Source organism: Sphingomonas rhizophila (genome assembly GCF_014396585.1).
Taxonomy (GTDB): Bacteria; Pseudomonadota; Alphaproteobacteria; order Sphingomonadales; family Sphingomonadaceae; genus Sphingomicrobium; species Sphingomicrobium rhizophilum.
Window position 1 is genome coordinate 82,542 of record NZ_CP060717.1, and the last position, 25,320, is coordinate 107,861.

Sequence of the window (25,320 nt, forward strand, 5' to 3'; positions counted from 1 at the left end):
CACTCCTCCGGGTGGCGCCCTTTTTCTTTCTGCGCCAAAGTGAGGCGGTGAACGCTTGCGCGAACGGTGGGGCCGACAACCGTGAATGAACCGATCGATGTGATCATCCTTGGCGGTGGCACGGCCGGGTGGATGGCGGCGACCGGCCTCGTTTCGCTCCTGCCACCAGCCCGTTGCCGGGTGCACCTGATCGAAAGCGACGAAATCGGGATCGTCGGCGTCGGCGAAGCGACGCTCCCGCAGATGAAGTCGTTCAACGACCTGTGCGGCATCGATGAAGCTGAAATGATGCGGGCGACCAACGCCACCTTCAAGCTTGGCATCCAGTTCGTCGATTGGGGCTCGCTCGGCTCCTCCTACATCCACCCGTTCGGGATTCATGGCCCGCCAGGCACCGAGCATATCTTCCACCACAAATGGCTTCGCGCGTCGCGGGAAGGCCTTCCCGGCCAGATCGACGATTTCAGCTTCGCCTGCCGGGCAGGAGTGGCGAACCGTTTCGACTTCCCGCCCAAATCCAGCCAGTCCATCGGCAGCAGCTACAGCTACGCCTACCACTTCGATGCCAGCCTGTACGGCCGATACCTTCGCACCATCGCCGAGCGCCGCGGCGTCCGCCGGACCGAAGGCAAGGTCGCCAACGTCGAGACCGACGCGGAGAGCGGCAATATCGTCGCGCTTCGACTGGAGAATGGCGAAGAGATTCGCGGCGATTTCTTCATCGACTGCTCTGGGTTCCGTTCACTCCTGCTGGGGCAGACCCTGGACTCGCCGTGGGAGGACTGGACGAAATGGTTGCCCTGTGACCGCGCCCTGGCTGTTCCGACCGAACGCGCCGGCGAGTTGACGCCTTACACAAGGTCGACGGCGATGGAGGCAGGCTGGCGCTGGCGCATTCCGCTTCAGCATCGCACGGGCAATGGCTACGTTTTCTCGTCGCGCTTCATCGACGAGGACCGCGCTGCCGAACAGCTGCTGTCAGCGCTTGACGAACCGACCCTGGCGGAACCGCGACTGCTGAAATTCGGCGCTGGTCGCCGGACTGAATCCTGGCGCAAGAACTGCGTCGCGCTCGGTCTCTCGAGCGGTTTCCTGGAACCGTTGGAATCGACCAGTATCTACTTGGCGCAGATCGCCATCATGCACTTCGTGCCGTTGTTCCCCGAACGTCGCGCGGACCCCTCGCTCGCAGCCGAGTTCAACCGCCGGGTCGACCTTGAATATGATCGCATCCGTGACTTCCTGATCCTCCATTATCATTTGAACCAACGCGACGATTCCGAACTGTGGCGCTATTGCCGGTCGATGAGCGTGCCCGACAGCCTGACCGAGAAAATGGAGCTGTTCCGCCATTCCGGGTTCGTCGAGAAATATCGCGACGGCCTGTTCACGCCGCCCAGCTGGCTTGCGGTCTATTTCGGCCAGGGCCTCAGACCTGAGCATTACCATCCGCTCGCCGATGCCATCCCGGCGGCTGCACTGATGGACGAAATGGACGACCTCCGCGCTGACATCGATGATCGTGTCGACGCCATGCTGAAGCATTCGACCGTCGTCGAGCGCTACGCCGGGATCAACGGATGACGGACCGCGTGCGCCGCCTGGTTGTCGTCGGTCGGGACATCCCGCTCTGGCTTTCAGCGATCGGCCTCCAAAGCGCACTTGGCCGCGCGGATCTCGAGGTCCGGGTCGTCGAGTTGCCAAGCTATCTGCAGCCGACCGACGCCCTTGCCGCCGTCCCGTCGATCGTCGCGCTGCACCGTACACTCGGGATCAGCGATGCGGTGCTTCCCCGGCTGTGCGGCGCGGTGCCGATGGTCGGGCAGCGGTTTGCAAACTGGTCGGGCGGGGCGCCGCCGTTCGTGCTCGGCTTCGACACCGAACCGCCCGGCGACGGCGACATCCCGTTCGCACAATATTGGGCAAAGGGCCGGCTGGAGGGTCTTCGCGTTCCGCTGGAGGACTTTTCCCTCGGCTCGGTGGCCGCGCGTCAGGGCCGGGTGCCCGGCCTGTCTGACGAGACGTCTGGGCCGCTCAATGCAGGTTTCGGCTACCACCTCGAAGCCGGGCCATATGCAGCCGTCCTCCATCGCTTCGGCCAGCAGGCGGGCATCCCGTCCACCTTTACGAACGGCGTAACGGTGGAGCGCGAGGGCGACCGGATCGTCGCGGTCGTCACGGCGGAGGGCGAGCGCATCGAAGGCGACCTGTTCATCGACGCGTCGGGACCGGATGCGGTGCTGTCGTCGCCGCAGCACGACGATTTCGAGGACTGGAGCCGCTGGCTTCCGTGCGATCGGATCCTGACCGCGTCCGCCGCCCAGTTGCCCAACCCGCCAGCCTACAGCCAGGTGTCTGCTTTCGCGCAGGGTGGGTCGGCCTGTATCCGCTCGCTCGGCGAACCGGGGTCATGGCCGCTTTCTCGTCCGCGCATATCGACGAACGGCGCCTTGCCAAACAGCTGCCGGCGCTGACCGGTCTGCCGCTCGCCGGCGACGTCGTGGTCGCGGCGCTGCGCCCCGGCATGCGGTCGCCGTGGCAGGGCAATTGCATCGCCATTGGTGAGGCGGCTGCCTCTCTCGATCCGCTCGATGCGATGGCCATCCACGTCATCCACGCCGGCCTTTCGCACCTGATCGCCCTGTTCCCGACGACCAAGTCGTCATTTCCCGAGGCGGCGGCCTACAATCGCCAGTTGCGCGGACTGCTGACCGGCATTCGCGATTTCCAGGCGGCGCACTACGCCCTGAACCGGCGCTTCGACGAGCCATTGTGGGATGCGGTTCGCGATGCCGCCCCGCCCGAGACGCTGGAACGAAAAAGCCGACTGTTTGCCCTGCGCGGCGACGTCCCCATCCTTGACGAGGAACCATTCGACGCGGCGCGGTGGACCGAGTTGTTCGTCGGTCACGGCGTGGTGCCGGAGTCTTACGACCCGCGCGTCGACCTATTGCCGGATGCCGCGCACATCCAGCGGGTCCAGCAGCGGCTGCGCGATATCGCGACGCTTGTCGAGGCAATGCCGACCGTGACGCAATTCTTGCGCGGCTTCCAAACCGAGCCTGCCCAGTGACCGCAGATCCCGTCCGCGACGTTGTCATTGTCGGCGGTGGAACGGCCGGCTGGATGGCCGCCAGCGCCTTGATCAAGGCGCTGGGAAACAAGATCACCGTAACCCTGATTGAATCCGATGAGATCGGTACGGTCGGCGTCGGTGAAGCGACCATCCCGCCGATCATGTTCTTCAACAAGCTGCTTGGTCTCGACGAAAATGAGTTCGTTCGCGAGACCAACGCGACCTTCAAGCTGGGCATCGACTTCGTCGACTGGCGCCGCCTTGGTCATCGCTATTTCCACAACTTCGGATTGCTCGGCGCGGAGATCCGCAACGGCACCGGCTTCATCCAATATTGGCTGCGATCCATCGCCGGCAACGCCAGCGCCGACCCGTCCACGTTCAGCGCCGAGACGCTGGCGGCCGCGCAAGGGCTGTTCGGGCGGGCCGGCCGCGACAACAGCGGCCTGCCCAACATCAATTACGCCTTCCACTTCGATGCATCGACCTACGCCGCGTTCCTCCGCCGCTATTCCGAACGGCGCGGAGTGGTTCGGCGCGAGGGCAAGGTGGTCGGGGTCGAGCAGGATGGAGAGAGCGGCAATATAACTTTCGTGACGATGGCCGACGGGCGGCGAATCAAGGGCGACCTGTTCTTCGATTGCTCCGGCTTTCGCGGCCTGCTGATCGGCGAGACCCTTGGCTCCGATTACGAAAGCTGGAACCATTGGCTGCTCAACGACCGCGCCATCGCGGTGCCGTGCGAGCGGACCGAGCAGACCACGCCCTACACCCGCGTGACCGCGCGCAAGGCCGGGTGGCAATGGCGCATCCCGTTGCAGCATCGCATCGGCAACGGCCATGTCTTCGCCGACTCCTTCATCAAGGAAGACGAGGCGCGCGACATCCTGCTCGCCAACGTCGACGGCAAGCCGCTTGCCGATCCTCGAACGCTGCGATTCACGCCGGGGCGCCGGCGCCGCTGCTGGGTCAAGAATTGCATCGCAATGGGCTTGTCGAGCGGTTTCCTCGAGCCGCTGGAATCGACCAGCATCCACCTTATCCAGGTGGCGGTGATGAAGCTGATCGCCTTCTTCCCCGACCGTCGCTTCGATCCGATCGTCGTTGACCGCTACAACGACGAGATGAACCTGTTGCTGGAAGCCATCCGCGACTTCCTCATCGCCCATTATCACGTCACCGAACGCGACGATTCCGACTATTGGAATTACCTCCGGACGATGGAAATTCCGACCTCGCTCGCCGACAAGCTGGAACTGTTCCGGACGCGCGGTGAAACCCTGCCGGGTCCCAACGAACTGTTCAGCGAGATCAGTTGGTTCGCGATCCTGTGGGGGCAGGGCATCCGGCCCACTGGCTATCATCCGGTCGCGGACGCCATGCCGCAGGACGACCTCAACCTTACCCTCGACCGTATTCGCGCCGCCATTCAGCAGCGCGTCGCCGGGCTGCCCATGCACGACGATTACATCCGCCAGAACTGCGCGTCGGCGACCTAGCGCCGCGCCTTCGGCAAGCGGGCAAGGACAGGTTCCAGCACGCCCTCCATCGCTCGGTAGCCGGCGATGGTGGGATGGACGCCATCATCGGCGTAGCCGGCCTTCATGCCGCCAGATCGGTCGGCCATCGCCGGGTGATAATCGACGAACGTCAGTCCGCGTCCGCGCGCAAAGTCGCGCAGCCAGCGGTTGAGCGACGCGATCGGCGCCAGCGTTTCGACACCCGGCCGCCACGGGAATGAAGCGGCGGGCGGGATCGACGCCAGGACCAGGCGAACGCGGTGGGCGGCGGCGATGTCGGCGATCATGGCAACGTTATTGCGGCTCATCGCCTCGGTCATCGGCCCGGTGTTTCCGGCGATGTCGTTGGTGCCGGCCATGAAGTGCATCGCCCTCGGCCTCAATTCCACCACATCGGCAATCATCCGCAGCAACATCTGCGATGTCGTCTGGCCGCTTATCCCACGGCCGACCCGGCCAGGGCTGAAAAAGCCTGGCCGCGATCCGCGCCAGCCTTCGGTGATGGAATCGCCAAGGAAGACAATATCGACCGGTTCGCCCGCGGCCAGGATGCGCGCGTTATCGTCGCGATACTTGGCCAACTGGGCGAAGTCGGTGAGCAGGGTGCGCTTGCGCTGCTCTTCCCAACTATCCTCGGCCAGGGCCGGCGTCGCGGCCAATGCCAGCGGCGCGGCGAGGGCCCCGCCAAGGATAGAACGACGATGAAGGCTCATCACAGCCTTTCCAGCTTCGAGCAGATTTCAGGCCGAAGGTCGCCCCGGATCGTTGCGCCGTCGGCGTCGAACAGGACATGCTTGCGGTCCTTGCCGTCGAACCGCGGCCACTCGGGAAGGCCGCGCCCGTTCGGATTCCCAGTGGTGATGAAATTGACCCAATAGGGCTTCAGCGACAACCCGGGCTTTAACTCCCGGTCGCCAAAGGCATAGCCGATTTCGAGCGCGTGGGTCGTACGGCCGCCACCCGGCGCCGCGTCGAATTCGTAGCGCCACACCCGCGATCCGGTCGCGGCGAGCAGGCGGGACAAGGTTCCCGCGGGACAGCGAAACGTCACGTCGGTCGCGATCTGCTGATCGAGTGTCCCCAAACGCGGATGCGGTTCGGGATCGGGCTCGCTCGCCTTGTAGAAGGAGCGGGCGAAAGCATCATTCCTGCCGAACGCCTTGGCAATGAACGCGTCGCGGCGGACCCGGCCCCCGGGCAGGTCGAGCTCCAGCGCATTGCTGCCGACGATCACCGGGCGCGGTGGTGCCGTGCGAAGCAGCCGGTCCGGCGACGCGGGCAGGACCCGACCGTCAATCGTCGTCCTGAGCCAGAGATAGTCGTCCGCTTCCAGCGCATCGTCGTGCAATTGCTTGTCGGCGGCGAGCAGTGCCGGGGCGGACATTTCGCGCAACCGCAAAATGTCGCCGCCGCTGGCCATCAGCCAGTCGAGCTGATCGCCGAGGCGCAGCGCGTCTTCCAGCGGCCGGAAGGGAAGGCCGAATCCCGGCGTCCCGCTTTCCATGATCGCCTGGGCGAACAGGCCCCTGGCGGCCGGCGAGGCGAGCAACAGCGACGTATCCTGCGAGCCGGCGCTTTCGCCGGCGATTGTTACGCGCGCCGGATCGCCGCCAAAGCGCGGGATGTTCCGGTTGACCCATTGCAGGGCGGCGATCTGGTCCATCAGGCCGTAATTGCCGGACGCACCGCCTCCTTCCGCCGCGGCCTGGCGGTGGGACAGGAAGCCGAAGATGCCGAGGCGATAGCGAACACCGACGACGACGATGTCCGGGCCCAGGTTCGCGGTGACGATATCGTTGGGTCCCCCCGCGCGGTTGCTGCCGCCGTGAATCCACACCAGCACCGCCCGCTTGCCGGTGAGCGACGGCGTGCGCACGTCGAGCGTCAGGCAGTCCTCGCTGCCGATCAGGAAGTCGCCTCGGTTCCAGCCATAGTCGTTCTGCAGGCACGACTTCGGTTGGGCGACCGGCGCCCGAACGCCGGTCCACGGCACGGCCGCCTGCGGCGCGCGCCAGCGAAGAGCGCCGATAGGCGGAGCGGCGAATGGGATGCCTCGGAAAATGACGCCGCCGTTGTGCGGACTGCCCTGCACTTGCCCGCTGGCCGTCTGGACCACTTGCGCGTGCGCCGTGGTGGAAATCAGCGCACTCAATGAAAGAAACAAGAATCGGAGCACCGGCACATCCCCCTTGCGATTGAGCCGGACGGTAACGCTACCGTTCGCCCTTGTGCCATCGGTTTTTCGCTGCCACTCCTTCGCGACCATAAAAAGGGGAGGAATGGGTGGTCTCGGAAAGCAAGCCGACCTCTGGCGTCACCGGCGCGTTCATCATCGTCACATGCCTGTTCTTCGCGTGGGGCTTCATCACCGCCCTCAACGATCCCTTGGTCGCCGCGGTCAAAGGCATCTTCACACTGACGCGCTTCGAGGCGCAGTTCGTCGCCTTCGCCTTTTTCATCGCCTACGGCCTGATCTCCTTCCCCGCCGCCGCATTGCTGTCGCGGGTGCGGGCGATGCCGTCGATCATCGCGGCGCTGATCGCGATGATCGTAGGCTGCCTGATCATCCTGCTGGCGGCCAATGCAGCGGTATTCACGCTGGTGCTGGTCGGCCTGTTCGTCCTGGCGAGCGGGATCACGATCCTTCAGGTCGCGGCCAACCCGCTGGTCGCCGCTCTGGGCGATCCGTCGAAAAGCCACTTCCGCCTGACGCTCAGCCAGACGTTCAACTCGCTGGCGACGTTCATCGCCCCGATCCTCGGCTCCCACCTTTTCCTGAAGGGGCTGGAGGTCAAGGAAGGCGTCGTCGTGACCGAAGAAGTGCGGCAACGCGCGCTCGGCGGCATCGACACCGCCTATGTCTGGCTGTGCGGGATGATTGCCGCGCTGGCGCTGTTCATGTGGATTTATCGCCGCACGGTCACCGCCGCGCTTCCCGCCCCGGCGGCTGACAGCGGGCAGGGCGTCGGTGCGCTTATCAGCGACGCCCTCTCATCGAAGTGGGCGCTGTTCGGCGGCGCCGCGATCTTCCTCTACGTCGGCGCGGAAGTCGCCATCGGGACGCAGATGACCGCGTTCCTCAACGACAACGCCATCTGGGGTCTGTCCGACGCCCCGTTCGCTGTTCCATTGCTCGGTGCGACGATGGGCAGCGACGGCATCGCCGGCGTCTCGGTCGAGGAGGCAGGCAAGGCTGTCGGCTTCTACTGGGGCGGCGCGATGGTCGGCCGGGCGATCGGTTCGGTCCTGCTGGCGCGCTTCTCGGCGCCGAAGCTGCTGGCCGTGTTCACCGCCATCGCCGCGGCGATGTGCCTCTATGTCGTGATGGTCGGCGGCGTCAGCGCCGGATTCGTCGCGTTGGGCATCGGCCTGTTCAATTCGATCATGTTCCCAGTGATCTTCACGATCACGCTCGAACGGTCGACGGCCAGCACCGAAGCGACGTCGGGCCTGCTGTGCACGGCGATCGTCGGCGGCGCGCTTCTCCCGCTACTGGTCGGCAAGGTGTCGGAAATCACCAGCTACCACGCGGCGCTGATCGTTCCGGCCGCCTGCTATGCCCTGCTTTGTGTGTTCGCGATTGCGTCGCACAAGGCCAAGGTCACGCTGCGCGACGAACCAACCGCCGCGACGGTTCACTAGCTTGCGACGGCGCGGTCGATAAACTCGGAAGCCGAGGGCATCGACCGCGCCGTGTCGGCGTAGGCCGCTCGAAGTTCCGTCATCGCTGACAGGACGCCGGCGTCGGGCAGGGCGTCCGCGACCGGATCGATCCCGCGCGGGATCAACCCCTGGCCGATCATCACCGCCACCCAGCTCGAGATGTCGAACAGCTCTTCGTTGTAACGGAAAACGCGGCCATGCTCGGCCCACAGGTCGAGCTTGTGCTGCAAACTGTCCGGGACGGCCATCTCGCGGCGCTCGACCCAGAACGGCTCCGTCCGGCGGTTCGCCTTGTAGTGCAGGATGATGAAGTCGCGGATCGGCTCATAGCTTTCGACCATGTGCCGGTTGTACTCGTCCCGCTCCACCGTCATCGACCGCCTGTCGGGGAACAGCGCGATCAGCTTCTGAATGCCGCGCTGGATAAGGTGGATGCTGGTCGACTCCAGCGGCTCAAGGAAACCGCTCGACAACCCGATGCCGACGACGTTGCCGGCCCAACTCCGCTCCCGCCGTCCCGCCTTGAAACGAAGGCGGTTGACCGCCGCGATCGGCTCACCGTCGAGCGATTCAAGCAGCAGCCGCTCCGCTTCGTCGTCGCTCATGTGGGCGCTCGAATAGACATGACCGTTGCCGGTTCGGTGCTGCAGCGGGATTCGCCATTGCCAGCCCGCGGGGCGCGCCGTCGACCGGGTGAAGGGCGTCATCGGATCGGTCCGCGCCGACGGAACGGCCGCTGCCCGATCGCACGGCAGCCAGTGGCTCCAGTCCTGGAAAGGAACGCCCAGCGTCTCGCCCAGCAGCATGCTCCGGAATCCCGAACAGTCGACGAACAGGTCGCCGCGGACCTTGCGTTCCCCTTCGATCGAGACCGCGGCTACATCGCCTGTTTCGCCGTCGCGGTGGATCTCGACGATGCGGCCCTCGATCCGTTCGACACCGCGCGCTTCGGCAAATCCTCGTAGGAACTGGCCATAGAGCGACGCATCGAAGTGGAAGGCGTACGACAAGGCGTTGAGCGGGGAGTTAGGCTGGCCCGTCGGCCAGGCAAACCGGCACTGGGCCGCGGCGGCGCCCGACATCGAATAATCGTCGAGCGGACCGACCCGACTGTCCGAACGGTGCTTCAGCCACAATTGGTAGAGCGCGGATCCCTCGAGCGGATGGCCGATATCGCCGAATTGGTGAAAGTAGCGATGGCCCGGTTCGAGCCATTCGTCGAAAGAGATGCCAAGTTTGTAGCTTGCCTTCGTCGCACGCAGGAATTCGCGTTCGTCGATGCCAAGCGACCGGTTGAATTCCAGGATGGGCGGGATCGTCCCTTCGCCGACGCCGACCGTGCCGATCGCATCCGATTCGATCAGGATGATCCGGCGTCGGCCGCCGCCCAGGAACCGCGACAGCGCGGCGGCGGTCATCCAGCCGGCGGTGCCGCCGCCGACAATCACGATGCGGCGAATCTGATCCTCGCGCGACACGTCACTCCCCCCGATCATTTCAGCGGTAAGGCACCCAGTCCTGCAAGTTGCAGGTGGGCCCGGCGATGATTGCGCCAGGCTCTGCCGCGCGCACGCGATCGCCGCGGCAAATCTCGGACCCGCCGCGTTCAACGATCACCAGATTGTGGGGATCGAGCGACGGGCAATTCGCAAGCAGGGTATTCACCCAGAGGGTGCGCCCGTTCTCGTAGGCGACATGACGCGAGTCGATCACCCGAATGTTTTGTGACGGCGTGGTCGACACGCAACGTTGCGCTGCGCCTGCGGTCCGGCCCGCCAACGCTTGCGCCAGGATGTCGTCGTTCCGCTCGACGGGCACCGCACAGGCGGTGATCGCCGCGATCGCCGGGAGGACAATGGTCGTACGCATGATGGTTCCTCGTATCCTGCTCCGCCGCCGCCATCGATTGAGCACCGTTCCGGCATTCATCGCAAGCGAAAGCATGGCACGGCCATTGCCGCATCGGCCCGGTTGATGATAGCGCTATCACAAAAATGGGGAGAGTGACGATGAAGCGTATATTGGCGGCGCTTGCCGGATTGGCCGCAGCACTCGCTATGCCGGGGGCCGCAGCGGCAAAGGATGCGCCGGCGGCCAGCGAATTCCGGCGGGGCGTCAACGTGCTGGGCTACGACCCCTATTGGAAACACGAGGCGAGCGCGCGTTTCCAATGGCGTCATTTTGCCGCGCTGAAGTCGGCGGGCTTCGACCATGTCCGTTTGAACCTGTTCGTCTTCGACAAGATGGATTCGAAAAACCGGCTTCCGGAGGCGTGGCTTCGCAAACTCGATCGGGTCGTCGACGAGGCGTCGAAGGCGGGGCTGGGCATCATCCTCGACGAACATGACTTCAACGCCTGCGCCAAGGACGTCGCGACCTGCCGCGTAAAGCTTGGCGCCTTTTGGGAACAGGTTGCGCCGCGCTACCGGTCGCGCCCCGCCAGCGTTGCCTTCGAGCTTCTGAACGAGCCGCACGCCAAGCTGGATGCGGCGGCGTGGAACACCATGCTGGTCGAGATGCTGGCGATCGTCCGGCGGTCGAACCCGACGCGAAAGGTCATCATCGGCCCGACCAGCTGGAACAGCTTTCGCGAGCTTCCGTCGCTCAAGCTGCCGGCCGACGACCGCAACCTCATCGTCACTTTCCATTATTACGACCCGTTCCGCTTCACCCACCAGGGGGCAAGCTGGACCGACCTGCAGGAATTGCGCGGTGTGACCTGGGGCAGCGAGGCCGATCACCGGCAATTGTCGGAGGATTTCGCCAAGGTCGCGGACTGGGCGAAGGCCAACAATCGCCCGATCTACCTCGGCGAATTCGGCGCCTACGACAAAAGCGGGACGCCGACCGATCAGCGCGTCGCCTGGACGTCGGCAGTGGCGCGTGAGGCGGAGAAGAACGGCTTCACCTGGGCCTATTGGCAGTTCGACAGCGACTTCCTGCTGTGGGACATGAAAGCAGACCGCTTCGTCGAGCCGATCCGGGGCGCACTCATTCCCCGCTAGGATGGCGTCCAGCGCAGGGGAAAATGCCACGTCCTGCGCTCCCCGGGCGAAAGCACCGCCATCGCTTCGCGGTCGCCGCGGCCCAGGGCATCCGGAGGATGGGTGACGGGCTCCACGCAGAAGTGCGCGAGACCCGTGGGAACGTAGAGGTGAAAGCCGGCGGCGTCGCCGAGCGGGATCTCGATGTCGCCTGCGGGCGCGGAAATGCGAACCGGGTCCGACGCCGGGAAGAAATGGTCGAGGCCTTCCAACTCGTCGACGCTTCGGCTGCCATCAGCGAAGCGCGTGTCGTCGGCCGAGGCGACGGCCAGCCCGCTGGCGTCATTGTCCCATCGCTGCTTGGCGACTGCCGTGACGCGACTGGTGACGAAGCGGGGGAAGTAGGGGTGTATGCCGGCACCGGCTGGCATCGGTTGCGGCGAAAGATTCTCGATGGTGATCGCCGTCCGAAGCTCCAGCGGATCGAGTTCGATGTGCTGGCGGGCGCGATAGGTCCAGGGCCACGCGTCATCGCCGGGCCGTTCGAATTCCAGCATGACCGAACGATCGGACTGGTCGACGACGATCCAGGCGCTTTCCCAGCCATGACCGTGAAGCGCATGCGGATCGGCGACCGGGTGAGGGCCGGGTAAGGCGTCGATCTCGTCGAAACGGAATCGGCCGTGAGCGATGCGATTGGCGAACGGCACCAGCGGAAAGCTCGCCAGTTCCAACGGCGAGACGGCACCGGCCGCGGCGGGCCGCAATATGTCGATCCCGCCGATCCGCCACGCCAGGATCGATCCGCCAAGCGCGGGCGCGACGAGGCACTCGGCCGGGCCGTTGCGCAACGCGACCGTTGGCGTCACCGAAGGCCTTTGCGGACCAGGAACCGCCGCCCCCGGTCCAGCGATCGGACAGCGTCCTGAGGATCGTCCCGTTCGATATAGGCATGGGTCACGCCGGCGGCGCGGGCGGCCCTCATCAGCGCCGGCCAGTTGAGGCAGCCGTCGCCGACGTCGGCAAAAGCGCGCGTCCGGCAATCGATGTCCTTGAGGTGGAGCAGCGGCGTCCGGCGGCCGAGCGACCGGACCAGCGCAACCGGATCGCGCCCTGCCTTTGCCGCCCAGTAGACGTCGATTTCGAAGTCGACGAGGCGCTGGTCCAGCCCGTCGCGGAGTAGGTCGAACGGGACGATTCCGTCCACCTGCCCGAATTCGAAGTCGTGCGGGTGGTAGGCCATCCGCAGGCCGCGACGCCTGGCTTCGAGCCCTAGGCGATTGAGCCGCGCGACCCACACACGCCACTGCGCCGCCGTCGCCCGTTCCTCCGGGGGCAACCAGGCGAGGACGACGAAGCGCGCTCCCAGAATGCGAGCATCGGTGAAGACGGACGCCGGAGTATCGCGGAGTAGCTTCCAGTCGGCGTGGAAGGCGTGGGCGCGAAGTCCGGCGCGGTCGAGCGACCGCCGGAGGCGGGCGGCGGGAACTTGGCCAACGCCAGCAACTTCGACATCGCGATATCCGCTTTGGCGAATGGCGCCCAGGGTCCCGGGCAGATCCCGGGCGAGCGCGTCGCGGGCGGTATAAAGCTGCGCACCGACGATCATGCGCGCCGGGGCCGCCGGTGGAGCGGCGGCGACCAGCAAGGCGGCGAGGCAGAGGCGAAACCTGGTCATGACGCGATCGCTGCGTCTTCGAGATGCATTTCCGCGGCATTGCCCCCGTTCCATTCGTCCCGGCGGATGGTCCCGGCGAGATACCAGCGCGAATCCGCCGGGGCGGACAAGATGGCCTGGCCCAGCGGCGTATCGGCGGCGCGGAAGGCGATCAGCTTGAACGACTTGCCGTCGTCGCCGATTGCAACCGCCCGGACGTGACCGTTGCCGACAACGCCGGGGCGCAGCAGACGTGCCGGACCCGCCGCGACGCGCGGCGCCGGCCAGCCGGCGCCATAGGGCCCCGCCTGATCCAGCGCATCGCACAGCGAGGCCGCGACGCCCCCGGGCGCGACCAATGCGTCGAGCGTCAGTGCACGCTGGCCCCGCGCTTCGGCAATGGTCGCCGCCAGCCGTTCGTTGAGGAAATCGGACAGCGCAGCGACGCCGCCGGGCGCGACGGTCACGCCCGCCGCCATGGCATGACCGCCGCCGGCGACCAGCAGGCCGTGATCCTTCGCGGCGAGCACCGCAGCACCGAGGTCAACGCCGTTGATCGATCGGCCGCTCCCCTTGCCGGTGCCTTCCTCATCCTCGGCGATGACGATGGCGGGGCGTCCGTATTTTTCCTTCAGGCGGCTGGCGACGATCCCGACGACGCCGGGGTGCCAACCGCGGCCCGAGACGATGATCAGCGGCGCGTCGGCCTGCGCGTCGGCAGCGGCGGTGGCCTGTTCGGTGACGATCATTTCGATCGCTCGCCGTTCCTCGTTGAGGCGGTCGAGTTCGGCGGCGATGGTCCGCGCTTCTTCGGGATCGGTGGCGGTCAGCAGGCGCACGCCAAGGTCGGACTTGCCGACCCGGCCGCCGGCATTGATCCGCGGGCCCAGCGCGAAACCAAGGTCGCGCGACGACGGCGGTTTCACCAGCCGCGCGGCTTCGGCCAGCGCGGCAAGGCCGATGTTCTGCCGTCCGGCCATGACCTTCAGGCCCTGGGTCACAAAGGCGCGGTTGAGGGTTTTCAGCTTGGCGACGTCGGCGACGGTGCCGAGCGCAACCAAGTCGATCAAATCGAGGATCTTGGGTTCCGGGCGGCCATCGACGAAGCGGCCCCGGCGGCGCAATTCGCGTAGCAGGGCGACCCCGAGGATGAATGCCATTCCCACCGCGGCAAGGTGGCCATGAGCGGCGCCGTCCTCGCTCTCGTCGAGCCGGTTGGGGTTGATCACCGAATGGGCGGCCGGCAGAGTCGCGGCGCATTGATGGTGATCGCAGACGATGACATCGAGCCCCGCGGCCTTCGCCTCGGCCAGCGCATCGAACGCCTGCGCACCGCAATCGACGGTCACCGCCAGCGAGGCGCCCCGTTCCTTGAGTTCGACCAGCGCGCGGCCCGACGGGCCGTACCCTTCCATCAAACGGTCCGGGATGTAGACCATCGGTTCGACACCCAGCCGCCGCAGCAGCAGGGTTAAGAGGGCGGCGGAGGTCGCGCCGTCGACGTCGTAGTCGCCGAAAATGGCGATCGTCTCTCCGTCGTCGACCGCATCCGCCAACCGCGCCGCGGCCCGGTCCATGTCGGCAAATCGGGACGGATCGGGCAGGAAATCGCGGAGCGTCGGCGCGCGGTGGCGGACAAGGTCGTCCGCCGCGATGCCGCGGGCGAGCAGCAACTGGTCGGTCAGGTCGACGTCAAGTTCATCGCCACCCCGCCGCCGCCAGCGCCACGGCTGGCCGGTGACCGACTGGGCCACGCCGCAGGCCAGGTCGTCGAGCGATTCGCGGATCGATTGGGTCGCCATGTCAGGCCTGAAAGTTTCCTAAGTTTACGGCACGTCCCCCCACCTTGCCATCGCGCGACCGCAGTCGGGTCGGTCGCGCGGGGGAACCCAAGGTCAGCATTCGAGCATCATGGCGCAAAGCAGCAGCGTAGGACAGTGGGCGCGCTGACGTTCTGCTTTGGGTGGAATGCGGACGCGAAGCTTTCGCAGTGCGAGATTACGGCCCCTGCGGTGCCGTATCCACCAAAGCAGTGACCGCATTGTACAGATGCTTGGTCATGCCGATCAGGGCCTCGTCTTCGGCAAGTAAGAGAACTGCTTCGGAGAGCAAAGGAAGCTCCAGCCGGCAAAGACGAAAGCCAATCCGTGGGGTAATCGACTTGCAGCGCGGGCGAGCCAAGCGGGCGATCCGCTGCTCTAATAGTCACGGGAGCGCAGGCCTGGCGAAACATCGCGATCCCGACGGGAAAAAAATTCTTGGCTATCAATTATTTAATTTATCGCTTAAAGCAGGCAAGCTTTCAGTCGCAATCGATGGTCTTCGGCGCTTTGCGGCTCCGCTTCCTTCCCTGGCCTCTCATAGCTGAGGAACCGATGTCCGGTTTCTCAATCGAAGGAATGTATTATGACCACCGGCACCGTAAAATTCTTCAATGACGCCAAGGGTTTTGGCTTCATCACTCCGGAACAGGGCGGGAGTGACGCCTTCGTCCACATTTCCGCCATCGAGCGCGCGGGTATGCGCACGCTTAGGGAAGGCGATCGCGTCTCCTACGACCTCGAAGAAAATCGCGGGAAAATGAGTGCCTGCAATCTGAAGGCCGTCGAGCCTTCGGCCGAGTAGGCTTTGAACAGCAACTCCCTGCAATTTTATCGCGATCGCGCCGACCAGGCGCGCCGCGAGGGTGAAGAGGCTACGCTTTCGCATGTGCGTGAGCGTTGCCTTCGCGCCGAGGAGGCGTGGACGATCCTGGCGGATCGCATTGCCCAGACCGCTGCCAAGCGACAAGCCAACGAAAGAGAGAAGGCGGCATTGCCGCCCCAAGATCATGAACAATGAAACTTCGCGGACCGATCGAACGGTTCGCATCCATCATCCCGATCCGAAGACCTTGCGGTTGTATCCGCCCCAGCGAAACCGGCTGGCATATGCCGCCGCGCTGGAGGTTATCGGCTAACCGAGTAGAACGGTCCGCCGCCCCTAATCCCAAGGGCGGCGGTCATCTGGCCCGTGATTAGGCCCGTTGACCGCACTGTGTTATGAGCGTTCATCGCACGAAATCGTTTCAGGCAATGTGCGACTGAGAGACCGCCCGCGCTCCCGCTTTCCCGGGAGCATTCATGGACCTGAATTTCATTTACCGCGAACATTGCATTGCACGGATCGGCGCCGCGAACGCTCCGTCGGAGCAAGCGCGCGCCGTCCACCAGAGGATTGCAGATCGCCTTTTCGGCCTGATCGAGCGTGCGAAGCTCGACGGCACGATTGGCCTTGCCTCGTGAAGGCGGCTGATCCGGCGCCGGTCGAGCAGCTTCGGGAGGATGCCGAATCGTGCCGCCGCCTTGCCGCAAGCAGGCTCGCATCCGACGGTGGGCAAATCTTCTTGAGCATTGCTCATTATCTCGAAGATCACGCACGCAGCATCGAACGATTGCGCCAGCGCGGATGGTGACCGCGAAGGGCGATGTCAGGCGAGTAGATCTGGGTCGCAATGAGCCGCTTCCCGCACAAGATAGGCTATGGCCGGAAGGCCCCATCAAGAGAATGGCAAATGTTATTTCTGCAAACTTCGAGCGGCTTCATATCCGAACGATTCATCATCAGGCTTGAGGAACGCTCCTCCGACCGATGGGTGGTGCTGTACCAGGTTGGCATGGAAACACGTCTAGCCGACGTGCATGCCAAGGATGCGCGGGCGCTACTCCAGATTGAAAAGCTCAGCGGGCGCTTCCCGGGACGCCGCTCGATCGCCTGATACCTGAACTCGCTTCAGGAGCTATCCGTTAACGCGATGCGACCGCTTCGACCTCGGCCGCTCGCGCGTAAAATTCGCTCTTCAAACTGTAGACTTGAAACGTGCGCGGGTCCGCGCTCTGTGCCGCCAACCGCAGATGGTCAGTCGCTAAACCCACATAGCGCGCGATCCGGTCCGGCGTTGACAGGCCAGATTCGCCAGCCGTCACCAGATTACGCGCCGGCTGGTCAGGGCAAAACGGGCTGCATCGTCCGGCATCAGTTTCGTTCGAAGGCTATGGCGCATCTTGGCCGCGCCATCGATACTCATGCAAACCAGCCTGACCCTCCACCCGGCAGGGGCTCAAGGGTCGAGATGTCGACATCGATTTTCGAACAGGCCGACTTGATGTCGGCGGGCGACATTTGCACGTTCATTGCCCGGCTCATCGGGCGATGCCCTTGTCGGCGCATTCACCGGTGTGATGCAATGCTCCGCCAAGGTTCCTGATCATTTCGCCATAGGCTCGCGACAGCTGTTGATGGGCAATCCGTGCCCCGGGATCGACCGCTGCATCGGCGTTCACCAGCGAAATCTGGTGGCGGGAATAGAGATAATTGAGGTCCATCGTGGCCTCCCATGCGTAAGCGAGAGCGCGACGTCTCCCAGCCCCGCCTGGCCTACAAACCAATATGGCGCGATAGGTCCTTGTAACACATGGCTGACGGATCGCCTAACGGGTGCCTCAGCCTAAGAACGCGATTCTCAGTCCCTCTTATCGTCAAGCACCCGCCGAGCGCCGACTTCGTGGCGGTCACCATCGGGGAAACGGGCGCCTAGGCGACGCCCTTGCGATGTTCACCGGTGATGCGGCGGACGGTGCCGCTGCTGGCGCGCATGACGATGGATTCGGTGCGGATGCAGTGGTCCTTGCGGCGCTTGACGCCTGACAGCAGCGATCCGTCGGTGACCCCGGTGGCGGCGAAGATGCAGTCGCCCCGCGCCATGTCCTCCAGCTTGTAGACGCGGTCGAGGTCCTCGATGCCCCAACGGCGGGCGCGGGCGCGTTCGTCCTCGTTGCGGAACACCAGCCGGCCCTGGATCTGGCCGCCGACGCAGGCCAGCGCCGCCGCCGCCAGCACGCCTTCCGGCGCGCCGCCCTGGCCGATGTAGATGTCGACGGTGGTGTCGGGGTCGGTGGTGGCGATGACGCCCGCGACGTCGCCGTCGGGGATCAGCATGATACCGCAGCCCAGCGCGCGCAGCTCCGCGATGATCGACGCGTGACGCGGGCGATCGAGGACGCAGGCGATGATCTCGCCCGGTTCGACGCCCTTGGCCGCGGCCAGCGCCTGCACGTTGTCAGTGACAGACTTGGTGAGGTCGATCGTGCCTTCGGGATAGCCCGGGCCGATCGCGATCTTGTCCATATAGGTGTCGGGCGCGTTCAGCAGGCCGCCCCGCTCGGCGATGGCCAGCACGGCCAGCGAATTGGCGCCGCCCTTGGCGGTGATGGTGGTGCCTTCCAGCGGATCGAGGGCGATGTCGATCGCCGGCCCGCTGCCGATCGCACTGCCGACCTTTTCGCCAATGTAGAGCATCGGCGCTTCGTCGCGCTCACCCTCGCCAATGACGACCGTGCCGTCCATCGGCAGTTCGTTGAGCGCAGCGCGCATCGCCTCGACCGCGGCGGCGTCGGCGGCTTTTTCATCGCCCCGCCCGACCAGCGTGGAGGCGGCGATGGCGGCCGCCTCTGTCACCCGGACCATTTCAAGGACGAGAACGCGGTCGAGGACCGAAGACGGACGAATCATGACTGGTTAAGCCCCCGGATCAGGCAATGCATACGAATGCACGGCCCGATAGGCGGGCGCCGCGCCCCTGTCGAGCAGGGGCGTCGAGCCCGCCGCCCGGTCCGGCGTTACTTGCCCTTCTTGGGTGCGGGCTTGTCGGCCGCCTTGGGCGTTTCCTTCTTCGGCGGCTTGGGCAGGTGCGCGGTCGCGGCGGCGATCCGCATCATCGCGCCTGGCGCGGCGTATACCATCTCCGGCATCGTCCCCATCATTGAGCGCATCATTTCCGGATCGAACCACAGGCCGAGGAAATGCGCGCCCATCGCCTTGCCGCTGTCGGTCGCCAGGAAAGCGTTGATGTCGGCGAGCTGCTTGTCGTTGAAGCGGCGCGCAATGCCGCGGGCAAGGCCCTCTCGGAGTTTCGGCTCGATCACCACCGACAGCTTGTCGAGCTCGGTCATGATCGCGCCGCGGGTGAGGCGATAACGTTCGTCGAAGTGGGGATCGTCGGCGGCAAGCCGCTGGCGAAGGGTCAGGTTGCTGGTGACCTTGGCCGGCATCGGCTTGCCGTCCTTGCCCACCTTGGGCTTGTCGAACATCTCGAAGTCGGAGCCCTTGAGCGCGAGGACGCGGGTGGCCATCCCGTCCATGAACTCGCCCATTCCCTTGCCGTAGGAACCGGGCGGAAGCAGCGCCATCGCGGTCGATTGCGCCGCGGCCAGCCGCCGGGGTCGGGCGCCGGTAGCGGCGGGAAGAATTTGTCGAACATCTGCATGACCTTCGCCATCTCGGCGAACGGATCGACGGCGGGCGTGGAATCGGCCGGCTCCTTGGCGTCCGATTTCGGCGCGACGGTGATGACCTTCGGCGGCGCTGAGGTGGCGGGCTGGGCGACAGGCGTGGCGGCGGCCAGCGCGACGGCGGCGAAAAGCATGGTCGTGAAAACTCCCCCTTTGAAGCGCTCCTTCTAACGTCGCCGGCGAGGCTCGCCAATCGTCATTCGGCGTCGTCGGCCTGGTGCATCAGCACTTCGGAGCGGATGCGCACCGCGCGGCCGGCAAGCTGCGTTTCGTGGAGGAAGATGGCGAACGCCGCGCCAACCGCGATCATGGCGGCGATGAACAACAGGGCCACCGCCGTTCCCAGCGCCCAGCCGGTCAGGAAGGCGGCGAACAGGAGGACGACGACAGCGCAGATCAAGAGGGCCGAGAGGACCGAGAAGAACACCGTCCGGCTGACGAGGCGCATGCGGCGGTCGAGCAGGCGGATCTCGCCGACCAGCCGGTCATGTTCCGGCCCGCGGCTGGCCAGCAGCCGCGGCTCCAGCTGGCGCGCGCGGTCGACGATGCGCGCGAGGCGGCCGGTGGTGACGTTGAGGAAGGCGCCGACGCCGGCCAGCAGGAAGACCGGCGCGACGGCCTGGCTGATGATCGTCGCCAGTCGGCCAAGGTCGGGGGCGTGGGGCAGGATCGACGGTTCCATGCCCGGGCTATGCCCCAGGCGGCGCGCAAAGGCGAGGCGGTCCTAGCGGTAGGGGTAGGGGCCGTACCCGTCGGGATAGGGGCCGTAATAGCCGTTACCACGCCCCGTCTCGAAGCTGACGGCCGCCGTGCCCTGGCTGCCGATCGGGACGACGGCGGTGCCGAAGGCAGAGCGATAGCCGCCCGTGCCGACGGCGAATCCCATCTCGCCGTGAAGGGGACGTACCGGCTTTTCCGGTTCCAAGGAGGGTGCGATCATGTCGGTGTGCCGAGTGTAACCGGCGTCCTGCGCCTCTCGCTTGGCCGCGGCCTCGTCGAGTACCCTCTGGATCTCCGCTTCGCTCAGGCGGTGTTCGCCCTTGATATCAGCGGCCTGCGCGACACCGGGCGCGGCGAGGGCGATCACCAATACTGCCAATCGCAATCTCACGCGCTTCTCCATTTGGCCAGAAGATGAGCGCCATCGCCTTTCAATCGGATGAACGAGTTTCATGACGTCCTTGTCATTCGTCGTTCTGTGCCATCTTCAGATAATGCCCGGCCAGCGGCAGCACCTCGTCCGGTCGTTCGGCAACGCAGTGCGCGCCGGCGTCGGTTAACTCCTCTCGCTCGTGGTATCCCCAGGCCGCGCCGATGGCGCCGCACCCGGCGTTAATGGCGCAGCCCATGTCCCAGGCAGTGTCGCCGATGAAAACCGTATGCTCGGGAAGCGCCGATGCTTCCTCCATCGCCGCCAGGGCCATGCCCGGCGCGGGCTTGGACGGGTTGCGGTCCGCGGTTTGCAGCGTGACGAAGCGATCGTGCAGGCCGTGACTGTCGAGGCAATGGCGGAGGCCGCGGTCACTTTTGCCGGTGGCGACGCCCAGCGCCCATCCGTCCGCTTCCATCGCATCGAGCAAGTCGACGATGCCCTCGAACAGCGGCTCTTCGACCTGCCCGGCGCCGCGCAGGCCGATAAACGCTTCCTTGTAGGTTTCGGCCAGCGCGACATGGTCACCGTCGGGCACCAGCGCGGCCATTGCCTCGACCAGGCTGAGGCCGATGACCTTGCGGGTCAGCTCGCGCGGCGGGCAGGCGAGGCCGTGGGCGGGCAGCGCCAGTTCCAGCGCACGGTGGATCGTCGCGCCGCTGTCGACCAGCGTGCCGTCGCAATCGAAGATCGCCAGCCGGGTCACTTGCGCTTGGTCGGGCGGCGGGCCGGCCGCTTGGGCGCCGGTTGGCTGCCCCGCGCGCGCCGCTCGCCCTTGCGGGCCTTGCGCGCTGTCTTGGCGGCGGCGGCGGCACGGCGCGCCTTGGTCTCGGGCGCCTTGGCGGGATCGGGCGTGTCGAGCGGCATCATCTCGCCCGCCATCGTCTCGAATCCCAGCGTTTCCAGGCTTTCGGCGAAATGCGGCGGAAGTTCCGCCGTCAGGTCGATCGGCTTGCCATCCATGCCGTCGACCTTCAGCCGGCGGGCATGGAGGTGCATCTTGCGGCTGATCCCGCCGGTCAGGAATGCAGCGGCGCCGCCATATTTGGCATCGCCGATAATCGGGTGGCCGATGGCCGCCATGTGGGCGCGAAGCTGGTGCGTGCGCCCGGTCAGCGGCTGCAGCTCGACCCAGGCGGCGCGATTGCCGGCGCGGTCGATCAACCGGTAGCGGGTGCGCGCGGGCAGGCCGTTTTCCTCGTCGACGTGCATCTTTTCGCCGCCGGTTCCCGGCTGCTTGGCGAGCGGCGCATCGATCTGCCCTTCCTCCAGGCTCGGCACGCCGACCACCAGCGCCCAATAGACCTTGCGCGCGGTGCGACCCGAAAAGGCCTTGGCGAAATGCCCCGCCGCGCGTGCCGATCGTGCGACCAGCAGCGCGCCGCTGGTGTCCTTGTCGAGGCGGTGGACCAGCTTCGGCCGATGCCCGTCGTCATCGGCCAGCCCGTCGAGCAGGCGGTCGAGGTGCTGGACGGTCTTGGTCCCGCCCTGGGTTGCCAGGCCGGGCGGCTTGTTGAGCATGAACCAGTCGCGGCCGCGGCCGATGACCATTTCGCGCACGAATTCCATCTCGTCGTCGCTCAGCGGCTCGACGATCCGCTTCGGCCGCGCGCCCGGCCCCTCCGCCTGGGCGGGTTCGGCCGGAGGGACGCGCAGCACCTGCCCGGCTTCCAGCCGATCGCCCGGGGTGGCGCGCTTGCCGTCGACGCGCAGCTGTCCGGTCCGCGCCCAGCGCGACACGAGGTTGAAGCTGACGTCCGGCAGGTTGCGCTTGAACCAGCGGTCGAGACGAATGCCGTCGTCGTCGTCGCCGACGGTGAAGCTGCGAACATTGTCGCCGGTGGCGGGGGTGGACATGGCGGCGCCTTAGCCGTTCGGCGAACTTTCTGCCATTGCCCAATGATCGAACGTCACCTGTTGCAGTTTTCGAATGAATCGCGCCGCCTGCGGGCCCTCCCACGGACCGGTGTAGCCATGAGGCTTGCCACCGCCGCCGATCCACCAGCCTTGCCCGGGCAGGCCGTCCGACTGGCGAACGACCAGCACCGCCAGCTCCGGCTCACCGCGCTCCGCCGCTTCTTCGTCGACCACGGCCAGCGTCTTGCACAGAGCGCGCATCCTGGGCCGCGAGAAATGGTGGCCAAGCCGTTCCAGCAGTTCCGAATAGGTCAGCGGGTGACCGGCGGCCGCCGCGGCGACGAGATGCGCCCGAACATCGGCCGCATCGCCGATGTTCATGGGGCGGGCTGGTCGGCGACCGGGGTCAGTTCGAACACTTCCAGTTTCGATCCGTCCTGCGGGAACGGAATGACGAGGCGCCAGCGGAACGGCGCGATCCGTTCGAACAACCCGGCCATGTCACGCTTCGGATCGTCGCCATAGGCGCGCGCCTCTTCCTCGTTGCCCAGGGCGAGGGTGCCGAGGAAGACGAGGCGGTTGGGCGAGTCATCCTCCCACAGGCGGCCGGCCGGCCGCTGGCTTCCGGTCTGCTTGACGATGGTGAACAGGTCCCCTTCCAGCCCGATGTAGCAGAAGAACGGCTTGAACCGCTCGAACGTCGGGCCCTTTTTCGAATCGCGGCCCAGGGTGACCAGGCGGCAGCGATAGCTGCCCGGGGTTGGCGCCGGCCGCGGCAGGGCGGCATTCGGCTTCAGCAGGTCTCCTTCGTCGGCGACCTCCTTCGCATGGGCGCGCTTCGCCTCGGCAAGACCTTGCGCCCAGGCGATCGACGATCGGTCGATCCGGCTCTTGTCGGCCAGGCTTGCGATGCCCTGCCAGGCTTTCGCCTTGGTGACCTCCTCCACCGCGACGGGTGGGGCGGACTTCGGCGCGGGCGCCGGGACGCAAGCCGACAGGGCCGCAAGGCCCATCAGTGCAGGCAGGGCAGCAATGGAAATCCGGTGCTTCAGGCGCAAAACCATTCTCCCATCCGCAAACGCCAACGCTCCGGTCCGGGCTCCAAGGTGGCAGGCGGCGAAGCCGCTGGCAACTACCGCGCCATTGACCACATGCCTTGACTTGGCGTTCTCCCGGACTAGCCCGCGCCCGATGAACGACGCAGCCCCCCTGTCGGCGGACCACCACCGCCATCGCGCCCGTGCCGGGGTCGGCTTTGGCCTCGCGGCCTATGGCCTGTGGGGTATTCTTCCGGTCTATTTCAAAATGGTTGCGGACGTGTCGCCGTTCGACATCGTCGCACACCGGGTGGTCTGGTCGATGGTCCTGCTGGGACTGGGCATCACCCTGTTCGGCCGATGGGCGGTGGTCCGCGCCGCAATCGCCGATCGCCGCAGCATTCGCCTGCTGGCGGTCACCGCAACTCTGATTGCCGGCAACTGGCTGCTCTACGTCCACGCGATCAATTCAGGGCACATCCTCGCCGGAAGCCTCGGCTATTACCTGAACCCCCTCGCCAACATCCTGCTGGGCCGGTTCCTGCTGTCGGAGCGGTTGACCAGGCTGCAATGGCTGGCGGTCGCGCTTGCGGGGGCGGGGGTCGCGGTCCTCGCCGCCGGCGCGCTGGAGACGTTGTGGATCAGCCTGACGCTCTGCTTCAGCTTCGCCTTCTACGGTTTCTTCCGCAAGGGAATCGCGGTCGACTCCGTGACCGGACTGACGATCGAAACCATGATGCTGTTTCCACTCGCCACCGCCTGGCTGGCGTTGGGCCTCGCCGACGGCCGCGCGGCGCTTGGAGACGATGCGGCAACCTTCGGGCTTCTGGCCAGCGCCGGCGTCCTGTCGACCGCGCCACTGCTGCTGTTCACCGAAGCGGCGAGGCGCCTGCGCTATTCAACCGTCGGCATGCTGCAGTTCATCGCGCCGACACTGCAATTCCTGCTGGCGGTGTTCATCTACGGCGAGCCGCTTCGCCAGGCGCATATCGCCGCGTTCGCCGCCATCTGGATCGCTCTGGCGCTTTACATTGCCAGTTCGGTTCACGCCGCGCGCCGGGTGCCGTTGCCGGAATGATTCACTCAGGTTAGTCTTCGCGCCATGGCCACGCGCGACCCCCGTATTGACGCCTACATCGCCGGGAAGAATGCGTTCGCTCATCCGATCCTCCAGCACATTCGTGATCGCATCCACGCGGTGGTGCCGGATGTCGAAGAGACGTTGAAATGGGGTGCGCCTGCCTACCTCAAAGACGGGTCGATCCTGGCGATCACTGCCGCGTTCAAGGCCCATGCGGCGCTCAATTTCTGGCGAGGCGGCGAGATTGCCGGTGGCGATGCCAAGGCCGGCGCAATGGGGCAGTTCGGAAAGCTCCAATCGGTCGACGACCTTCCCGCCAATCTTGACGAGATCATCGCGGAAGCGGCAGCCTTGGCGGCGACCGCCCCCGCCTCACGCAGGCCGAAGACGGCGGACAAGGCGCCGGTCGAGCTTCATCCCGAGTTCGCGGACGCGCTCGCCGCCAATCCGACTGCCCGGGCGACGCTTGACGGTTTCAGCTCCAGCGCGAGGCGCGACTATCTGGAATGGATCGCGGAGGCCAAGCAGGACGCCACCCGCGCCAAGCGGATCGCGACCGCCGTCGAATGGCTGGCGGAAGGCAAAAAGCGCCACTGGAAGTATGAGAATTGCTGAGCGTCACGCTCCTGTGCGTACCGGTCCACCTATTTCGCGGGGGTTGCGGGCATGAGCGAGGGCGAGGTTCCACGGCAAGGTGAGCGGCGGCCGCTGAGCTGCGAGATCGAGTTCCGGCGGCGCGGCGATGTCGCCTATCGGGTCGACCTGATCGACCTGTCACCGCAGGGCTGCCGCATCAATCCGCCGATCCGGGTCAATCCCGACGAAGGCGTGTGGCTCAAAATCCCCGGCATGGAAGCCATCCCGGCGCGGGTCGCCTGGGCCAAGGAATGGGACGTCGGCATCGAATTCGAACGGCCGTTCTACCCGTCCGTTTTCGACATGGTCGTGCAACGCCTTGAGGGCTGA

27 protein-coding genes and 1 pseudogene are annotated in these 25,320 nt (G+C 65.9%); 12 read left to right on the forward strand and 16 right to left on the reverse strand.

Features of this window, described 5'->3' with window-relative positions; all coding sequences use genetic code 11:
- The first annotated feature begins 81 nt into the window (after positions 1–81).
- The 3 genes and pseudogenes from H9L12_RS00355 to H9L12_RS00370 all read left to right on the forward strand — a co-directional run bounded on the left by H9L12_RS00355 (position 82) and on the right by H9L12_RS00370 (position 4,575).
- Positions 82–1,584 (forward strand): tryptophan halogenase family protein, encoded by a 1,503-nt coding sequence (locus H9L12_RS00355; protein WP_246450449.1) that lies wholly within the window; start codon positions 82–84, stop codon positions 1,582–1,584.
- Positions 1,581–3,073: pseudogene (locus H9L12_RS13215) on the forward strand (tryptophan 7-halogenase). The gene H9L12_RS00355 and the pseudogene H9L12_RS13215 overlap by 4 nt, the downstream one beginning before the upstream one ends.
- On the forward strand, positions 3,070–4,575 hold the full coding sequence (locus H9L12_RS00370; protein ID WP_187542150.1) for a tryptophan halogenase family protein: 1,506 nt from the start codon (positions 3,070–3,072) through the stop codon (positions 4,573–4,575). Before H9L12_RS13215 ends, H9L12_RS00370 begins: the two are co-directional and overlap by 4 nt.
- Here the strand turns inward: H9L12_RS00370 and H9L12_RS00375 are convergent.
- Positions 4,572–5,309 carry a GDSL-type esterase/lipase family protein gene (locus H9L12_RS00375; protein ID WP_187542151.1) on the reverse strand — a complete coding sequence of 246 codons (738 nt, stop codon included), beginning with the start codon at positions 5,307–5,309 and terminating at the stop codon, positions 4,572–4,574. The genes H9L12_RS00370 and H9L12_RS00375 overlap by 4 nt on opposite strands.
- Positions 5,309–6,772, reverse strand: a complete 1,464-nt coding sequence (locus H9L12_RS00380; protein WP_187542152.1) for a carboxylesterase/lipase family protein — start codon at positions 6,770–6,772, stop codon at positions 5,309–5,311. Before H9L12_RS00380 ends, H9L12_RS00375 begins: the two co-directional genes overlap by 1 nt.
- Before the next feature lie 107 nt (positions 6,773–6,879).
- Here H9L12_RS00380 and H9L12_RS00385 point away from each other — a divergent pair, with 107 nt between their 5' ends.
- Positions 6,880–8,238, forward strand: coding sequence for a sugar MFS transporter (locus H9L12_RS00385; protein ID WP_187542153.1), 1,359 nt, complete (start codon positions 6,880–6,882; stop codon positions 8,236–8,238).
- On the opposite strand, the gene H9L12_RS00390 is transcribed toward H9L12_RS00385, so the two are convergent.
- Positions 8,235–9,737 (reverse strand): tryptophan halogenase family protein, encoded by a 1,503-nt coding sequence (locus tag H9L12_RS00390; RefSeq protein ID WP_187542154.1) that lies wholly within the window; start codon positions 9,735–9,737, stop codon positions 8,235–8,237. The two genes, H9L12_RS00385 and H9L12_RS00390, sit on opposite strands and share 4 nt — an antisense overlap.
- Before the next feature lie 19 nt (positions 9,738–9,756).
- Positions 9,757–10,128: a DUF6491 family protein gene (locus tag H9L12_RS00395; RefSeq protein ID WP_187542155.1), complete on the reverse strand. Its 372-nt coding sequence runs from the start codon at positions 10,126–10,128 to the stop codon at positions 9,757–9,759.
- Positions 10,129–10,268: 140 nt separating this feature from the next.
- On the opposite strand from H9L12_RS00395, the gene H9L12_RS00400 reads away from it, so the two are divergent.
- Complete coding sequence (locus H9L12_RS00400; protein WP_246450451.1) at positions 10,269–11,264, forward strand: glycoside hydrolase family 5 protein; 996 nt, start codon at positions 10,269–10,271, stop codon at positions 11,262–11,264.
- Here H9L12_RS00400 and H9L12_RS00405 read toward each other — a convergent pair.
- From H9L12_RS00405 to recJ, 3 genes are read right to left on the reverse strand one after another with little or no spacing between them, the layout of a single operon-like run.
- Positions 11,261–12,112 carry an aldose epimerase family protein gene (locus H9L12_RS00405; protein WP_187542156.1) on the reverse strand — a complete coding sequence of 284 codons (852 nt, stop codon included), beginning with the start codon at positions 12,110–12,112 and terminating at the stop codon, positions 11,261–11,263. The genes H9L12_RS00400 and H9L12_RS00405 overlap by 4 nt on opposite strands.
- On the reverse strand, positions 12,109–12,921 hold the full coding sequence (locus H9L12_RS00410) for a sugar phosphate isomerase/epimerase family protein (RefSeq protein WP_187542157.1): 813 nt from the start codon (positions 12,919–12,921) through the stop codon (positions 12,109–12,111). Before H9L12_RS00410 ends, H9L12_RS00405 begins: the two co-directional genes overlap by 4 nt.
- Positions 12,918–14,702 carry a single-stranded-DNA-specific exonuclease RecJ gene (recJ, locus tag H9L12_RS00415; protein ID WP_187542158.1) on the reverse strand — a complete coding sequence of 595 codons (1,785 nt, stop codon included), beginning with the start codon at positions 14,700–14,702 and terminating at the stop codon, positions 12,918–12,920. Before recJ ends, H9L12_RS00410 begins: the two co-directional genes overlap by 4 nt.
- A 604-nt stretch (positions 14,703–15,306) precedes the next feature.
- Between recJ and H9L12_RS00420 the strand changes: the two genes are divergently transcribed.
- The 3 genes from H9L12_RS00420 (at position 15,307) to H9L12_RS00430 (ending at position 16,657) form a co-directional block, all read left to right on the forward strand.
- A complete protein-coding gene (locus H9L12_RS00420; protein WP_187542159.1) occupies positions 15,307–15,525 on the forward strand; it encodes a cold-shock protein in 219 nt (72 codons plus the stop codon).
- A gap of 497 nt (positions 15,526–16,022) precedes the next feature.
- The gene (locus tag H9L12_RS00425) at positions 16,023–16,184 is read left to right on the forward strand and encodes a hypothetical protein (protein ID WP_187542160.1); all 162 of its coding nucleotides are present in this window, start codon (positions 16,023–16,025) and stop codon (positions 16,182–16,184) included.
- A 209-nt stretch (positions 16,185–16,393) separates the two neighbouring features.
- Entirely contained in the window at positions 16,394–16,657 is a 264-nt protein-coding gene (locus H9L12_RS00430) for a hypothetical protein (RefSeq protein WP_187542161.1), read from the forward strand.
- A gap of 424 nt (positions 16,658–17,081) precedes the next feature.
- Here the strand turns inward: H9L12_RS00430 and H9L12_RS00435 are convergent, their stop codons facing one another.
- From H9L12_RS00435 to H9L12_RS00445, 3 genes are all read right to left on the reverse strand, one after another.
- The gene (locus tag H9L12_RS00435) at positions 17,082–17,264 is read right to left on the reverse strand and encodes a hypothetical protein (protein ID WP_187542162.1); all 183 of its coding nucleotides are present in this window, start codon (positions 17,262–17,264) and stop codon (positions 17,082–17,084) included.
- Positions 17,265–17,472: 208 nt separating this feature from the next.
- Positions 17,473–18,450, reverse strand: coding sequence for a class II fructose-bisphosphatase (gene glpX, locus H9L12_RS00440; protein ID WP_187542163.1), 978 nt, complete (start codon positions 18,448–18,450; stop codon positions 17,473–17,475).
- Positions 18,451–18,557: 107 nt separating this feature from the next.
- Positions 18,558–19,127, reverse strand: a complete 570-nt coding sequence (locus H9L12_RS00445) for a hypothetical protein (protein WP_187542164.1) — start codon at positions 19,125–19,127, stop codon at positions 18,558–18,560.
- Between the two features lie 75 nt (positions 19,128–19,202).
- Between H9L12_RS00445 and H9L12_RS00450 the strand changes: the two genes are divergently transcribed.
- Entirely contained in the window at positions 19,203–19,400 is a 198-nt protein-coding gene (locus H9L12_RS00450; RefSeq protein WP_187542165.1) for a hypothetical protein, read from the forward strand.
- Positions 19,401–19,425: 25 nt separating this feature from the next.
- Here the strand turns inward: H9L12_RS00450 and H9L12_RS00455 are convergent, their stop codons facing one another.
- The 6 genes from H9L12_RS00455 to H9L12_RS00480 form a co-directional block, all read right to left on the reverse strand.
- Positions 19,426–19,911, reverse strand: a complete 486-nt coding sequence (locus tag H9L12_RS00455) for a DUF2721 domain-containing protein (protein WP_187542166.1) — start codon at positions 19,909–19,911, stop codon at positions 19,426–19,428.
- A 42-nt stretch (positions 19,912–19,953) separates the two neighbouring features.
- The gene (locus H9L12_RS00460; RefSeq protein WP_187542167.1) at positions 19,954–20,340 is read right to left on the reverse strand and encodes a hypothetical protein; all 387 of its coding nucleotides are present in this window, start codon (positions 20,338–20,340) and stop codon (positions 19,954–19,956) included.
- A 73-nt stretch (positions 20,341–20,413) separates the two neighbouring features.
- The gene (locus H9L12_RS00465; protein ID WP_187542168.1) at positions 20,414–21,085 is read right to left on the reverse strand and encodes an HAD-IA family hydrolase; all 672 of its coding nucleotides are present in this window, start codon (positions 21,083–21,085) and stop codon (positions 20,414–20,416) included.
- Complete coding sequence (locus tag H9L12_RS00470) at positions 21,082–22,236, reverse strand: RluA family pseudouridine synthase (protein ID WP_187542169.1); 1,155 nt, start codon at positions 22,234–22,236, stop codon at positions 21,082–21,084. The genes H9L12_RS00465 and H9L12_RS00470 overlap by 4 nt, the downstream gene beginning before the upstream one ends.
- Positions 22,237–22,245: 9 nt before the next feature.
- Positions 22,246–22,617, reverse strand: coding sequence for a ribose-phosphate pyrophosphokinase (locus H9L12_RS00475; protein WP_187542170.1), 372 nt, complete (start codon positions 22,615–22,617; stop codon positions 22,246–22,248).
- Entirely contained in the window at positions 22,614–23,300 is a 687-nt protein-coding gene (locus tag H9L12_RS00480; protein ID WP_187542171.1) for a DUF4893 domain-containing protein, read from the reverse strand. Before H9L12_RS00480 ends, H9L12_RS00475 begins: the two co-directional genes overlap by 4 nt.
- 127 nt (positions 23,301–23,427) lie before the next feature.
- Between H9L12_RS00480 and rarD the strand changes: the two genes are divergently transcribed.
- Genes rarD through H9L12_RS00495 form a run of 3 tightly spaced genes read left to right on the forward strand, consistent with a single transcriptional unit; the run spans position 23,428 to position 25,320 of the window.
- Positions 23,428–24,351: an EamA family transporter RarD gene (rarD, locus tag H9L12_RS00485; protein ID WP_187542172.1), complete on the forward strand. Its 924-nt coding sequence runs from the start codon at positions 23,428–23,430 to the stop codon at positions 24,349–24,351.
- Positions 24,352–24,375: 24 nt separating this feature from the next.
- Positions 24,376–24,969, forward strand: coding sequence for a YdeI/OmpD-associated family protein (locus tag H9L12_RS00490; RefSeq protein WP_187542173.1), 594 nt, complete (start codon positions 24,376–24,378; stop codon positions 24,967–24,969).
- A gap of 51 nt (positions 24,970–25,020) precedes the next feature.
- Complete coding sequence (locus tag H9L12_RS00495; RefSeq protein WP_187542174.1) at positions 25,021–25,320, forward strand: PilZ domain-containing protein; 300 nt, start codon at positions 25,021–25,023, stop codon at positions 25,318–25,320.

Coding starts and splice junctions, on each gene's coding strand:
- H9L12_RS00480 (WP_187542171.1), bottom strand. CDS start 23,300: ATGGTTTTGCGCCTGAAGCACCGGATTTCCATTGCTGCCCTGCCTGCA.
- H9L12_RS00445 (WP_187542164.1), bottom strand. CDS start 19,127: ATGGCGCTGCTTCCGCCCGGTTCCTACGGCAAGGGAATGGGCGAGTTC.
- H9L12_RS00395 (WP_187542155.1), bottom strand. CDS start 10,128: ATGCGTACGACCATTGTCCTCCCGGCGATCGCGGCGATCACCGCCTGT.
- H9L12_RS00420 (WP_187542159.1), top strand. CDS start 15,307: ATGACCACCGGCACCGTAAAATTCTTCAATGACGCCAAGGGTTTTGGC.
- rarD (WP_187542172.1), top strand. CDS start 23,428: ATGAACGACGCAGCCCCCCTGTCGGCGGACCACCACCGCCATCGCGCC.
- H9L12_RS00490 (WP_187542173.1), top strand. CDS start 24,376: ATGGCCACGCGCGACCCCCGTATTGACGCCTACATCGCCGGGAAGAAT.
- H9L12_RS00375 (WP_187542151.1), bottom strand. CDS start 5,309: ATGAGCCTTCATCGTCGTTCTATCCTTGGCGGGGCCCTCGCCGCGCCG.
- H9L12_RS00410 (WP_187542157.1), bottom strand. CDS start 12,921: ATGACCAGGTTTCGCCTCTGCCTCGCCGCCTTGCTGGTCGCCGCCGCT.
- H9L12_RS00400 (WP_246450451.1), top strand. CDS start 10,269: ATGAAGCGTATATTGGCGGCGCTTGCCGGATTGGCCGCAGCACTCGCT.
- H9L12_RS00455 (WP_187542166.1), bottom strand. CDS start 19,911: ATGGAACCGTCGATCCTGCCCCACGCCCCCGACCTTGGCCGACTGGCG.
- glpX (WP_187542163.1), bottom strand. CDS start 18,450: ATGATTCGTCCGTCTTCGGTCCTCGACCGCGTTCTCGTCCTTGAAATG.
- H9L12_RS00495 (WP_187542174.1), top strand. CDS start 25,021: ATGAGCGAGGGCGAGGTTCCACGGCAAGGTGAGCGGCGGCCGCTGAGC.
- H9L12_RS00475 (WP_187542170.1), bottom strand. CDS start 22,617: ATGAACATCGGCGATGCGGCCGATGTTCGGGCGCATCTCGTCGCCGCG.
- H9L12_RS00470 (WP_187542169.1), bottom strand. CDS start 22,236: ATGTCCACCCCCGCCACCGGCGACAATGTTCGCAGCTTCACCGTCGGC.
- recJ (WP_187542158.1), bottom strand. CDS start 14,702: ATGGCGACCCAATCGATCCGCGAATCGCTCGACGACCTGGCCTGCGGC.
- H9L12_RS00450 (WP_187542165.1), top strand. CDS start 19,203: ATGACCTTCGCCATCTCGGCGAACGGATCGACGGCGGGCGTGGAATCG.
- H9L12_RS00435 (WP_187542162.1), bottom strand. CDS start 17,264: ATGGACCTCAATTATCTCTATTCCCGCCACCAGATTTCGCTGGTGAAC.
- H9L12_RS00425 (WP_187542160.1), top strand. CDS start 16,023: ATGGACCTGAATTTCATTTACCGCGAACATTGCATTGCACGGATCGGC.
- H9L12_RS00430 (WP_187542161.1), top strand. CDS start 16,394: ATGAGCCGCTTCCCGCACAAGATAGGCTATGGCCGGAAGGCCCCATCA.